This window comes from Micromonospora sp. DT43, from assembly GCF_049841645.1.
In the GTDB taxonomy this organism is placed as follows: Bacteria; Actinomycetota; Actinomycetes; order Mycobacteriales; family Micromonosporaceae; genus Micromonospora.
Genome location: NZ_JBNCKR010000016.1, coordinates 78,831 through 91,250, shown reverse-complemented (window position 1 = coordinate 91,250; position 12,420 = coordinate 78,831). Strand labels below are relative to the sequence as shown.

Sequence of the window (12,420 nt, the reverse complement as noted above, 5' to 3'; positions counted from 1 at the left end):
TCAGCCGCGCGGCGTGGGCACACCGAAGAGGTCGGTGATGCCGCCGGGAAGCTGGGCGAGCAGGTCGTGTCGCTGGTCGTCGTCGAGGGCCTCGGCGACGGTACGCAGCACCGCCTGGGCGTGTTGACGCACCTGGTCGGCGTTCGCGACCTGCTCCCGGTCGCCGACGTGCTTCAGGAAGTCGCCGATGTCCCACCGGCGGCCCTGCGGATTGCGGGTCACCGACCCGTTCAGTCGTTCCGGTAGCTGGGCCGCGAGGTGGTCGGCCTCCTGTCCGGCGAGCCGTTCGCCGAGCACCGACAGGACGGCCTGCACGGAACGTACGGCCTCGTTCTCCCCCAGGTCGGCGCGCTGCCGGACCGTGGCGATCATCTGCTCGTACTCCATGAACCGCTCCCTTCGTCTCCTCGACCGGCCGTGCGGCCTGCCGGGCGAACGGGGCGGTTTCCCCGGCTCGCTTGGCACAAACGGGGTGGCCGGAAAGCGGTGCTCGGGGACGACAGCGCGCAGGTGGCGGCAGACCGGCACGGACTCACCCGTGGACGGGCGGCGGATCGTCGCGCAGCCGGCTGTAGAGATACCCGTCGCGCCACGTACCGGCCCGAAACTCGCAGGCCCGCACGACACCTTCGAGCTGGAAGCCGGCCTTCTCCAGCGCCCGCTGCTCGGCGAGGTTCTCCGGGTGGGTGCCGGCCTGGATGCGCTGCGCCGGCGTGTGGTGGAACAGGTAGTCGCAGAGCATCGCCTGGGCTCGCCACCCGATGCCCCTGCCCCGCCACTCGGGAAGCAGCACGATGCCGATCTCCCAGTACGACGCCAGCCCGGCGTAGCGGCCGGAGGTGTAGCTGACGAGGCCGGCCGCGGCCTGATCCTGCCCGACCTCGACGACGAGCCGCCCGTCGTCGGCGCCGAGCCAGCCGTCGACGGCGAACCGGCGGGCCGGGGCCCCGGCGTCACGGAAACCGGCCCAGTCCAGCCCGATCAGCCCGGGCTCGGTGCAGAATCGCCGCATCATCGCCAGGTCGGGCTCGGCAGCGGGTCGCAGCCGAACATCCACGTCTTTGCCGGGCCCCGGCGTACCCCCGTCCACACTCTCCATCCCGGACACGCTAGCCAACCCGGCGCTCAGTGTGGTGTCCCGGTCACCTCGGGAGGGAGTCGTCGGGCGCCGGGTCGGGCGTGGGCGGCAAGCCACTGCGGCGGTAGGGCGAGGGTGTAGATCGCCTCGCGCGGTATCTCGCCGTGATACGGCGCCTTGAGCACCTGTGTTCCCCCGCCGAATCGGGCGGCGGCCGCGGAGGCTCGTTTGACGTTCAACCGCCAGCCGTTCATCACCCGCGAGGTGACGATCCTGCCGTCCCGGGCGAAACCGACGTTGCGCACGACCTTCGGGATACTCTGCGTGGTCCACACCCGCCCCTGGAAGTGGACCACGAAGTCGATGCGGGACCACTGCTCGCGGATCGCCGGCCGGCCGTACTGATCCGGGCCGAGGTAGACGCCCTGCTCGTCGATGGCGAAGAGCAGCTCCTGCCGCAGCGCGCTCCGTATGGTGCCGAGCATCGTGCCGACGAAGATGGTCTCGAAGACCAGCCCGATCACGAAGAACAGGAAGAGCTCGGACAGGTTCCCCAGACCGATCACGATGGCCGTGACCGGCAGGAGGCTGTACAGCGCCAACGCGAGGCCGGTCCAGAGCCGACTCCTGCGGACCTCGTACGGCGAAGCCGCATCCACTCTCATGGCTACAAGATAGCGACGGTCCGCAGCACCGCCGAGCGCGACCGTCGGGTGTGGACGGCTGGTCAGACCGTGAGGAGCACCTTCGTACAGTCGTCCTGCTTCTTCTGGAAGATCTTGTAACCCTTGGGGGCGTCCCGCAGCGGCAGGCGGTGGCTGACGATGAAGCTCGGGTCGATCTCGCCGCGCCGGATGCGCTCCAGCAGTGGTCGGGTGTAGCGCTGCACGTGGCACTGACCGGTCCGCATGATCAGCGACCGGTTCATGAACGCGCCCATCGGGAACTTGTCGACGACACCCCCGTACGCGCCGATGACCGACACCACCCCGCCGGAGCGGCAGGCAAGGATCGCCTCCCGCAGCGCGAACGGCCGTTCCGTCTCGGTCCGCGTGGCCTGTTTGGCCCGGTCGTACGCGTACAGGGCCGCGTTGCCGTGGTGGCCTTCCAGGCCGACCGCGTCGATGCACGCGTCCGGTCCGCGGCCGGCGGTCATCTCGTTGAGGGTGTCCAGCACGTCGACCTCGTCGTAGTTGATCGTCTCGGCGCCGGCGTGCTCCTCGGCGAGCCGCAGCCGGTACGGGAACCGGTCGATGACGATCACCCGGTCCGCGCCGAGCAGCCGGGCGCTGGCGGCGGCGAGCAACCCGACCGGCCCGGCGCCCCAGATGGCGATGACCTGCCCCGGCTTGATGTCGCACATCTCGGCGCCCATGTAGCCGGTCGGGAAGACGTCCGCGAGCAGGACCGCCTGGTCGTCGGGGACGTCGTCGGGCACCTTGAGCGGGCCGACGTCGGCGAACGGCACCCGGGCGTACTCGGCCTGGCCGCCCGCGTAGCCGCCGAGCAGGTGGGAGTAGCCGAAGATGCCGGCCGGCGAGTGGCCCATGACCTTCTCGGCGATCCCGGCGTTGGGGTTGGAGTTCTCGCACACCGAGTACAGGCCGCGCTGGCAGGAGGAGCAGTGCCCGCAGGCGATCGGGAACGGCACCACCACCCGGTCGCCGGGTTTGAGGTTGCGCACCTGCGGGCCCACCTCCACCACCTCGCCCATGAACTCGTGACCGAGGATGTCTCCCTTGCGCATCGCGGGGATGTAGCCGTGGTAGAGGTGCAGGTCGGAGCCGCAGATCGCGGTGGTGCTGATCTTCACGATCGCGTCGCGGGCATTCATGATCGTCGGATCGGGCACGTCGATCACCTTGACGCGGTCGGTGCCCATCCAGGCGGTGGCCTTCATCTGCGGGATCCCTCTCGACGGCGTGGGTGGTCAGCGACGGGACGCCGGCAGCGGCTGCGCGGGCCGCTGCATGGCCTGCTGGCGTACGGAGATGCCGTTCGGGCTGCCCTCGGAGCGGACCACCTCGCCGGCCTCCAGCACCTGCTTGAACCGGCGCAGGTCGTCGCGGACCTGCTGCTCGGGCTCCTCGCCGAAGAGCTTCGCCACCGCCCGGCCGAGCGCGCCTGCGGGCGGCGCGTAGCGCAGGCGCACCCGCACCTCGGTGCCCCGGTCGCCCGGCGCGGGCACGAACTGGACCCGCCCGGCGTTTGCCACCCGCGTGCCCGGCAACGAGCGCCAGGTGATCGACCTGTTCGGCTGGTCGTCGATGATCTCGGCGTCCCACTCGACGTGGCGTCCGGCCGGGCCGCGCGCGATCCAGTGGGAGCGACGCAGGTCGTCGGCGCGTACCGACTCCAGGTGCGCCATGAACTTCGGCAGGTTCTCCATGTCGCGCCAGAACCGGTACGCCTCGGCTGGCGATCGGTTCACCGTCACAGCGATCTCCATCCGGATCACCCGGGCGCGGGCCCGGCGGGCGCGACCGGCGGCGATGGCGACGGCCGTGTCCAGGGCGGTGATGCCGGCGATCGCGGCGGTCGTCAGCGCCGCGCGCCGTCGTCGTTCACCCCGACGATCGGCCATGGCCCGAACCAGCAGTGTGAGGTCGAGCGCGTCACCTGCCACCCGCGTCCACGCCCAGCCGGCGGGGCGACGGCCGGTGAGCAGGCCGACGGCGTGCACGAGCTCGCGTGCGCCGACGGCCGGGATGACCGCCCGGGCCGTCGGGGAGTCGTCCACGCCTGTCAGTCGGGCGAGGGATCGGGGGGCGGCCAGGGCGCCCACGCCCAGGGCCAGGCTCACCAGGCCCAGCGCCCTCGGCAGGGCCGCCGGCACCGGCCCGTCCAGCTCCGGCAGGAGCACCGTGTCGACTCGATCCATGTCCGGTCCCTTCCGCGGGCCGTGGCCGCCGACGCGCGGCGCATCGGCGGTGGATCCGCCTTCGTGACGCTATGCGGTACGCCCACCCCACGAGACCGATTCGGGATAGAACGCCCCACCTGCCGTTCGCGGCGCGTACCCCCGGGTCGTTCTACAGCGCCCAGCGGACCACTGTGATCAGGCCGACGACGGTGAGCGCGACGAGGACCAGACCAATCAGCGCCACCGCCAGGCAGCCCCCCGCCTCCCGCCACGAGGTGGGTGCTCCCGCCCGGGGGCCGTCCTCGGTCCAGGCGACCGCGAAGGGGCCCTGCCGCTCGATCTGCCGGACCAGGCGGGCGAGCCGCGCGCCCGCAATCGGCCCGAGCCGGTCGGTGGGGTCGGCGATCATCTTCAGTGCGCGCAGGCGTTGCCATGCCTCCGGGTAGGACCTCTCGAACGCGGCGATCTCCTGCGCGCTGGCGTCCTCGCCGAGGAACCCCCACCGCCCGGCCTCGGCCACGTTGCCCACCTGCCGGTACAGCGCGGCACGCCGGGAGCGCAGCTCCAGGTCGTCGGGGTACGCGGCGTTCAGGCTCGCCAGGCGCTGCATCGCGGGGTGGACGTGCCCACGCCGCAGGTCGGCCTCGACCTTCGCCAGTACGTGCTCCCGCGCCATGGCCGACATTGTGAGCGGTCCGCGTGCCGCAACGACACTCCAATTCCGCCGAGCCCCATATTCTGGCCGGCCACCGGAACCTTCTCCCCGGCCCGTTGGTGGGAGTGGTGGAGAGGGGAGGTGACGGTGTCCGAGGGCGATCTGATCTCCGAGCTCTACGCCGGCTGTTTCCGGCGGCTGGTGGTCCAGCTGTACGCGGTGACCGGCGACCTGGGTGAGGCGCAGGAAGCGGTCCAGGAGGCGTTCACCCGGGCACTGGTGTCACCTCGGCGCTTTGCCGGGCTGGAGAACCCGGAGGCGTGGCTGCGTCGGGTGGCGGTGAACTGGGCCCGCAGCCGCTACCGACGCCGCCGGGTGCTCGACGGGCTGCTGCGCCGGATCGGCCCACCACCGGCCGTCGCCGACCATTCGCCGGAGCACCTCGCCCTGCTCGCCGCGCTACGGATGCTGCCGGAGGGGCAGCGGCACGCACTGGCGCTGCACTACCTCGTCGACCTGCCGGTGGACGAGGTCGCCGCCACGCTGGGCGTCTCGGCCGGGACGGTGAAATCCCGGCTGTCCCGGGGCCGGCAGGCCCTGGCCACGCTGCTCACGGACCCCGCCAGCGGCGACAGCGGCACCACCACCAGCACCACCGACGCTACGGAAACCGGGAGGATCGATGTCCGGTCGTGAGTTCTCCGGGTTCGACGTCGACACCGTCACCAAGGCTGTCCGCCAGCCACCGATCGAGGAGCTGCGGTCCTCGGCCCGCTCCCGTCGACACCGTTCCGTCGCGACGGTGTCTGCCGCGCTGCTCGTCCTGGCGGTTCTGACGGTCGTACCGCTGGCTGTCGGGCGCGACCGCGCCGACCCGGCGGACCCGACCCGGCCGTCGCCCACGCATTCCGGCGACTTCACGCTGACCGGCCCCGACGCCGGGGTGGATGTGTGGACGGACGGCTGCGTCCTGCGTTTCGCCTACACCGGCGACCGCGGCCGGAGCTGGTCGGACTGGGACGCGGCCCGGTTCCAGGGCACCAGATGCGCGGTCGACACCACAGGGGCGCCGGGAAGCCACCTGGAGGCGTCGGTGCTCAGTGAGCGGTCGTACCTGGTACGCGACGCGGGGCAGCAGCACCTCTCCACGGACTACGGGCGGACCTGGCGGGACGGGGACACCGCGATAGTGGCCGTTCCGTCGTTTCCGGCGACGGCCCGACCGGTCTTCTGCGGCTTCGGTTGCGGGGCGGTGCGGGAGCCGCTGGCGGTGGATCCGTCGAGCGGGACCGTCTACCGGCTGTCCGCCACGGTGCCATCGTGGCGTCCGTTGTTCAGCCTCTACCCGGCCGCGGACGGCAGCATCTGGGCGGCCTACCAGAAGGGGGGCGCCTCCGGGTCGACGGTCGTCCGCAGCGCCGATCGGGGTGCGACCTGGACCACCTGGGAGGTCGGGGGCGACGCGACAGTCCTGGCAGTGGTCGGGCTCGACGAGCGGCAGGGTTACGTGCTGACCGAGACGGCGGGCGGCGGGATCCGGCTGTTGCGGACCACCGACGGCGCGAAGACCTGGACGGACACCGACGCCGACCTGCCGGCGCAGCCCCACTGGGACCTCACGGTCGGTTCCGACGGATCCCTGTTGGCGATCACCGCGGGCGGAGGCACGGCGTCCGACCGCACGGCGCGACTGCTGGTCAGCCGGGACGACGGGCGGACCTTCCTGGTCGCCCGGGAGTACGGCCCACTCGTCGGGTCGGTCAGCGTCGCCCCCGGGTACGCCTGGCTCTTCGGCCGTGACGTCGGATCGGCCGACGAGCCTGACCACCTGCTGCTCACCACTGACGCGACCACCTGGGCCCGCTTCACGCTCGCGCCGTGACGGGCCGGATGCCCCGGTGGCGACGGAAGCCTTTCCGGGCGAGGAATGGAGTGTCGCTGACCGGGTAACCGCATGCGCTCCTACCAGCGGCCGGGGAGGTCGGATGACGGCGACCAGTGACTTCTTCTCGCGACTGGCCGCTGCCTGCCAGGACCCGCGTTTCAGCAAGGTGTGTGGGAGCGTGCGCTTCGACATCGGTAACGGGGACGACCTGGAACAGTGGCTTCTGATCATCGACCACGGCCGCATGGAGGTTTCGAGGAGCGCCGATCCCGCGGACACGGTCATCAGGGTGTCCGTGCCGGTCGCGGACGCGATGGCGCGGGGTGAGGTGAACGGGCTGGCGGCGATCACCCGCGGCGAGATCCTGGTCGACGGTGACCTCGGCCTGGCGTTGCGGCTCGGTCGGCTGTTTCCCCGCGCGAACAGCGGCGGGGGGCAGCGCGAACAGCCGACGCCGAGCGGCGCGTCGTGAGGGACATCCCGGGCACCGTGTCGTGTATCGACGGGAACACGTTCATCGTGTCGGACGCCAGTGGTGACGTGGAGTCCTCCCCGGCCACTCCGGTGGGGCTGTTCGCCGCCGACACGCGCTTCCTGTCCCGCTGGGTGCTCACCGTCAACGGTGAACGCATGGCCGCCCTGTCGGTGGATGACAGCCAGTACTACGAGGTCACGTTCTTCGTGGTGCCGGGCGGGGCCGTCGACTACGTCGAGGCGGACGTGTCCGGCATCCGGCGGCGACGCATCGGCCCGGACCTGACCGAGTCGCTGACGATCTTCAACTACGGCCAGGGGGTTGTCGACCTGGACGTACGTCTGGAGGTGGCGGCCGACTTCGCCGACATCTTCGAGATCAAGTTCGACATCCACGACAAGGCCGGCACCAGTTACACCCAGGTCGACGGGGGCGAGCTGCGGTTGGGCTATCGGCGCGGCACGTACCGCCGGGAGGTCGTCGTGTCGGCGAGCGAGAAGGCCACCATCGACCCGGGCGGCCTGCGGTTCGCGGTGCGCCTGGAGCCCGGACACCAGTGGACCACCCGGTTGCAGGCCGCCATGCGGGCGCTTCGCCCGGACGGCGTGGACCTGCGTGACGCCCTGCGGGCGCAGCGGCCGGACGACTCGACCCTGCCGGACAGCGTGCGGGAGTGGGTCGCGCAGGCCCCGACACTTGACACCGAGAGCGCGGCGCTGCAGCAGGTGTACCACCGCAGCCTCGTGGACCTGGCGGCGCTGCGCTTCGCGCCGCTCTCACTCGGCGGCGCGACCGTACCCGCGGCCGGGTTGCCCTGGTTCATGACCCTGTTCGGCCGCGACAGCCTGCTGACCTGCCTGCAGACGCTGCCCGTCACACCGTCGTTGACCCCGCCGACCCTGCGGATCCTCGCGTCGTTGCAGGGCGCCCGGACCGACGACGTCCTGGAGGAGGATCCCGGCCGGATCCTGCACGAGCTGCGCTACGGGGAGTCGGCCGCGTTCGAGGAGCAGCCCCACTCCCCCTACTACGGCACGGTCGACGCGTCGCCGCTGTTCGTGGTGCTGCTCGACGAGTACGAGCGGTGGAGCGGCGACACCGCGCTGGTGGTGGAGTTGGAGCAGGAGGCCCGCGCGGCCCTGACCTGGATCGACACCTACGCCGACCTGACGTCGACAGGCTACGTCTGGTACCAGAAACGCAACCGCGCCACCGGGCTGGACAACCAGTGCTGGAAGGACTCCTGGGACAGCATCTCCTACGCCGACGGCCGGCTGCCCGGGTTCCCGAGGGCCACCTGCGAGACGCAGGGGTACGCCTACGACGCCAAGATCCGTGGGGCGCGGATGGCGCGGGCCTTCTGGGGCGACCCCGATTACGCCGACCGGTTGGAACGCGAGGCGGCAACGCTGTACGACCGCTTCAACCGCGATTTCTGGCTCGACGACCAGGGCTACTACGCCCTCGCGCTCGACCACGACGGGACCCCTGTCGACAGCCTCTCCTCCAACATCGGGCACCTGCTGTGGAGCGGCATCGTGCCACCGGAGCGGGCCGCGCGGGTGGTCGACCATCTGATGGGTCCGGCGCTGTTCTCCGGCTGGGGGGTGCGAACCTTCGCCGAGGGGCAGGGCCGTTACAACCCGCTCGGGTACCACAACGGCACGGTCTGGCCGTTCGACAACTCGTTCATCGCCTGGGGTCTGCGCCGCTACGGGTTCGCCACCGAGGCGGGTCGCATCGCCGAGAGCATCCTCTCCGCCGCTACCTACTTCCAGGGCCGTCTGCCCGAGGCGTTCGGGGGGTTCGACCGCGGCACCACCCGGTACCCGGTGCGGTACCCGACCGCCGGCAGCCCGCAGGCGTGGTCAAGCGGGGCGCCCATGCTGCTGCTGCGCACGATGCTCGGGATCGACCCGCACGATGACCATCTCGCCGTGAATCCCGCGTTGCCGTCCGCCTTCGCCCGGGTGGCGCTGCTGGACATCCCCGGCCGGTGGGGCCGGGTCGACGCGTTCGCCAGGCATCGCACCGAGCAGCGCTGATCAGCCGGTGGGGCCGGTCGAGGACGCCTCCAGCCTCGCGTGCAGGACCTCGCGGGCCTGTTCGGCGGCGCGGGTGATGCTCTCGCTCATGAAGTCCAGGAATCGGGCGATGTTCTCCAGGCGGGCGCCGGCGGGGGTGTGCGGGCCGAGGACGGCGGCGCCCTGGCGTGCCGTCTCGACGACCTGGTCGTTGGCGCGGGCGCTGGCGATCGTCGCCTGGTAGAAGAGCTCGTTGTCGACGACGTAACGGTCGCGGCGGCGCTCGTCGCGCTCGCGACGCACCAGGGTCTGGCTCTCCAGGAAGGCGACCGACTTGGAGATGGACGCCGGGCTGACCTGGAGGCGCTGGGCGAGCTCCGACGCGGTGAGGCTGCCCGTGTCGGTGGTGAACAGGCAGGTCAGCACCCGGGCCGACATCTTGTTGAGGCCCGAGGCCATGAGGACCGTCGTGAACGTCTCCGCGTACTCGGCGACGGCCTCGGCGTCCCGGCCGTGCGGCTGCGGGGCCGACTCCGCCGCGCGGGCGGTGGCGGGCGCGCGTCGGCGGGCCCGGCGTTCGGTGGCGCGGTGGGCCAGGTCGGCGCGGTACGCGTTCGGCCCGCCGTTGCGCAGCACCTCACGGGTGACCGTCGACGTCGGACGGTCGAGCCGCCGGGCGATCTCGGCGTAGGGAAGGCTGTCGGCCAGCCCCAGCGCGATCTGCTGGCGTTCCTGCTGGGTGAGTCTGCCTCCCGGCATCGCGATCTCCTCCGTGGTTGTCGTAGCGGTCCCGCGCGCTCCCACCATAGCGTTCACCGTCATCCTATTGCAATGGCAACCGGTCGTTGCGTTGCGTTAGCCGACGGACCATTGCAACAGTTTCAGCCATTCTAGCTGGGCATACGCATTTGGTTCGCAACGAGCTTGTTGCCGTGTACTGGAAAGCAACGTAGCGTTTCGCATATCAGAAACACCGAACGAGCACCGGAGCACACCATGCAGAGCTTTCCGACCCCCGCCCCCATCTCCGCCGTCCTGGACCTCCCCGCCGGTCGCGTCCAGGTCATCGCCGCCGACCGCGCGGACACCACAGTCGAGGTCCGGCCCACCGATCCCGGCCGGGACCGCGACACCCGGGCCGCGGAGGCGACCACCATCGCGTACGCCGACGGCGTTCTGCGCGTCACGGCCGCGCCCCCCACCAACCGGCTCGTGGGCCCCTCCGGCTCGGTGGAGGTGACCGTGCGACTGCCCGCCGACTCCCGTGTCGAGGTTCGGGCCGCCAGCGCCGAGCTGCGCGGCGTCGGACGCCTCGGCGACGTCACCGTCGACGGCGCGTACCGCAACATCAAGATCGACGAGGCCGCGAGCGTGCGTCTCACCGCGATCGACGGCAACGTCGAGGTCGGTCGGCTCAACGGCCCGGCCGAGATCAGCACGACACGGGGCGACATCCACGTCGCCGAGGCTTGGCGCGGCACGGTCGTGCTGCGTACCCAGTCCGGCGACATCTCGGTCGCCGCCGCCGGCGGCGTCTCGGCCGCCCTGGACGCCGGCACCGGCCACGGCCGCGTCCGCAACGCCCTCACCAACACCGGCAGCGCCGACCTCGACATCCACGCCACCACCGCGCGCGGCGACATCACCGCCCGCAGCCTCTGAACCCCAACCCCTCAGGAGTACGACCATGACGACGAACAACCCCACCTCGACCAGCTCGACGTGGACCGGCATGGTGCCGGTCGACGACACGGCCCTGGCCGTCACCGACACCGGCGGTCCCGGCATCCCGGTGGTCTTCCTCAACGGCCAGTTCGCCACCCAGGGATACTGGCGGCACGTCATCACCGAACTGGGTACCAGATGGCGGCACATCACCTACGACGAACGAGCCCGGGGCAGAAAGTCGGGCCGCTCGACGGACTATTCGTTCGAGGCGGCCGTCCGGGACGTCGACGCCGTCCTCGCCGCCCGAGGCGTGGACCGGGCGGTGCTCGTAGGCTGGTCCTACGGGGCGGTCGTCGGCGCGCACTGGGCCCACCGCAACCCGCACCGCACCATCGGCGCGGTGCTGGTCGACGGCGCCTTCCCCTACGACTGGCTGGACGAGGCCATGGAGCAGCGCATCCGGAAGATGTTCCGACGAATGAACGTGTTCATGCCCCTGCTGCGCCCGACGGGCCTGACCCCACGAATGAACGCCGCACAGATGGCGGAGAGCAACATCGAGCTGGGGCGACTCTCCAGCGAGCGCGAGCTGGGCCCGGTGCTGGACGCCATCACCGTCCCGGTGCGGTACGTGGTCGCGTCGGGGACGTCCCTCGGCAGCAAGGGCGACGAGCAGGAACGCATCCGCACCAGCCTCGACGCGGTGACCACCCGCAACCCGAACATCCAGGTAGCCGCGAAGGTCGCCAGCAACCACGGCGCCATCCTCAAGAAGGACTTCGCGGCCGTCGCCACAGCCGTACGCGAGGTCACCGACCTCGACCGTGCAGGGTGCTGACATCACGTCGCCTGCCGCCCGCTCGACCCCGGCTGCCCCGGTCGCCTCACGCGACCGGGGCAGCCGGGACGGCACGGTGACCGGGGCGACGACCCGGATGACCGGGGCGGGCCACGCTCGGTGGGCGAGGTGTTGGTTGCATCCTTTGGAGCTGATTCGTTTTGCGACATCATCGGCCGCGCGAGGGCGGCGTGGGTCGCGGCCACGGGCGACGGCACGCAAGCGCGTTGATTCGTTCACGACATCAGGTCCATAGGAGCCACCCACCCCCTCAGCCGCTTCGAGACCACCCCCTGCACCAGTGCTGGCGCACCGCATCGCCACGTCGCCCGACGCCACACGGCCGGGCAGGCTGAAGAGGAGCGGACGCGACCCGCCCCAGGCTCGATCGTTGCTTCGGTAGTGCCCGGAAACCCTGGCACCTGCGCCTACGGGGGTCTCCGAATGCGACCGCGCATGACCGCCTTCCCAGCGGTCACTCCACCGTCCAGGTGACGGCGGGAGGCTGAAGCCGGGCGCACACCGGCTCCCCGCTCGCGTCCGTCAGCCCCAGCCTGCCGACCAGGAGCCCGCCGCCGTCGTGTGCGGCGCGCAGCAGCGCGGTCGGGACGTCGGTGAACATCAGCTTCGCCCGCCGGAACATCGCGAACCCGTCCTCGGTCACCGTGCCCCAGCTCAGGTACAGAAACCGTGCCCCGGGACGGCCGTGCACGAACGGCCCGCCGACGTCCAGCATCCCGTCGACCTCCCGGCTGGACACCTCGACGGTCCAGGTGGCTGTGATCGCGTCGGCCGGTACACGGTCGATCACCTCGGTCTTGCGCTGGATCCCTACGTGCACGTTGCCGAGCCGCAGCGCGTCGGCGGCCGCGCCGCCGCGCCGACCCGGGAGGTCGCTGCCCTCGATCCGGATCCGCACGACTGCGACTCTAGA

14 protein-coding genes are annotated in these 12,420 nt (G+C 71.3%); 6 read left to right on the top strand and 8 right to left on the bottom strand.

The features are described from left to right. From ACLQ26_RS28740 to ACLQ26_RS28715, 6 genes are all read right to left on the bottom strand, one after another. Positions 1-387 carry a DUF2267 domain-containing protein gene (locus tag ACLQ26_RS28740; RefSeq protein ID WP_425747470.1) on the bottom strand — a complete coding sequence of 129 codons (387 nt, stop codon included), beginning with the start codon at positions 385-387 and terminating at the stop codon, positions 1-3. A 145-nt stretch (positions 388-532) separates the two neighbouring features. Then, the gene (locus ACLQ26_RS28735) at positions 533-1,099 is read right to left on the bottom strand and encodes a GNAT family N-acetyltransferase (protein ID WP_425747469.1); all 567 of its coding nucleotides are present in this window, start codon (positions 1,097-1,099) and stop codon (positions 533-535) included. A 26-nt stretch (positions 1,100-1,125) separates the two neighbouring features. Further along, positions 1,126-1,743: a hypothetical protein gene (locus ACLQ26_RS28730; RefSeq protein ID WP_425747468.1), complete on the bottom strand. Its 618-nt coding sequence runs from the start codon at positions 1,741-1,743 to the stop codon at positions 1,126-1,128. A gap of 62 nt (positions 1,744-1,805) precedes the next feature. Then, positions 1,806-2,978 carry a zinc-dependent alcohol dehydrogenase gene (locus tag ACLQ26_RS28725; RefSeq protein WP_425747467.1) on the bottom strand — a complete coding sequence of 391 codons (1,173 nt, stop codon included), beginning with the start codon at positions 2,976-2,978 and terminating at the stop codon, positions 1,806-1,808. Between the two features lie 30 nt (positions 2,979-3,008). After that, a complete protein-coding gene (locus ACLQ26_RS28720; protein ID WP_425747466.1) occupies positions 3,009-3,959 on the bottom strand; it encodes an SRPBCC family protein in 951 nt (316 codons plus the stop codon). A gap of 151 nt (positions 3,960-4,110) precedes the next feature. After that, positions 4,111-4,617 carry a DUF6584 family protein gene (locus tag ACLQ26_RS28715; protein WP_425747465.1) on the bottom strand — a complete coding sequence of 169 codons (507 nt, stop codon included), beginning with the start codon at positions 4,615-4,617 and terminating at the stop codon, positions 4,111-4,113. Between the two features lie 120 nt (positions 4,618-4,737). Here ACLQ26_RS28715 and ACLQ26_RS28710 point away from each other — a divergent pair, with 120 nt between their 5' ends. From ACLQ26_RS28710 to ACLQ26_RS28695, 4 genes are all read left to right on the top strand, one after another. Continuing rightward, complete coding sequence (locus tag ACLQ26_RS28710; protein ID WP_425747464.1) at positions 4,738-5,292, top strand: RNA polymerase sigma factor; 555 nt, start codon at positions 4,738-4,740, stop codon at positions 5,290-5,292. Further along, positions 5,279-6,478 carry a WD40/YVTN/BNR-like repeat-containing protein gene (locus tag ACLQ26_RS28705; RefSeq protein WP_425747462.1) on the top strand — a complete coding sequence of 400 codons (1,200 nt, stop codon included), beginning with the start codon at positions 5,279-5,281 and terminating at the stop codon, positions 6,476-6,478. Before ACLQ26_RS28710 ends, ACLQ26_RS28705 begins: the two co-directional genes overlap by 14 nt. A 103-nt stretch (positions 6,479-6,581) precedes the next feature. Continuing rightward, positions 6,582-6,953 carry an SCP2 sterol-binding domain-containing protein gene (locus ACLQ26_RS28700; protein ID WP_425747461.1) on the top strand — a complete coding sequence of 124 codons (372 nt, stop codon included), beginning with the start codon at positions 6,582-6,584 and terminating at the stop codon, positions 6,951-6,953. A 5-nt stretch (positions 6,954-6,958) separates the two neighbouring features. Next, entirely contained in the window at positions 6,959-9,001 is a 2,043-nt protein-coding gene (locus tag ACLQ26_RS28695) for a glycogen debranching N-terminal domain-containing protein (protein WP_425747519.1), read from the top strand. Here the strand turns inward: ACLQ26_RS28695 and ACLQ26_RS28690 are convergent, their stop codons facing one another. After that, the gene (locus ACLQ26_RS28690) at positions 9,002-9,739 is read right to left on the bottom strand and encodes a helix-turn-helix domain-containing protein (RefSeq protein WP_425747460.1); all 738 of its coding nucleotides are present in this window, start codon (positions 9,737-9,739) and stop codon (positions 9,002-9,004) included. 237 nt (positions 9,740-9,976) lie between these two features. On the opposite strand from ACLQ26_RS28690, the gene ACLQ26_RS28685 reads away from it, so the two are divergent. Both ACLQ26_RS28685 and ACLQ26_RS28680 read left to right on the top strand, forming a co-directional pair. Then, positions 9,977-10,642 (top strand): DUF4097 family beta strand repeat-containing protein, encoded by a 666-nt coding sequence (locus ACLQ26_RS28685; protein WP_425747459.1) that lies wholly within the window; start codon positions 9,977-9,979, stop codon positions 10,640-10,642. 25 nt (positions 10,643-10,667) lie between these two features. After that, the gene (locus ACLQ26_RS28680) at positions 10,668-11,486 is read left to right on the top strand and encodes an alpha/beta fold hydrolase (protein WP_425747458.1); all 819 of its coding nucleotides are present in this window, start codon (positions 10,668-10,670) and stop codon (positions 11,484-11,486) included. A gap of 475 nt (positions 11,487-11,961) precedes the next feature. Here ACLQ26_RS28680 and ACLQ26_RS28675 read toward each other — a convergent pair whose 3' ends face one another. Beyond that, positions 11,962-12,405, bottom strand: a complete 444-nt coding sequence (locus tag ACLQ26_RS28675; RefSeq protein WP_425747457.1) for a DUF5990 family protein — start codon at positions 12,403-12,405, stop codon at positions 11,962-11,964. Positions 12,406-12,420: the final 15 nt, after the last annotated feature.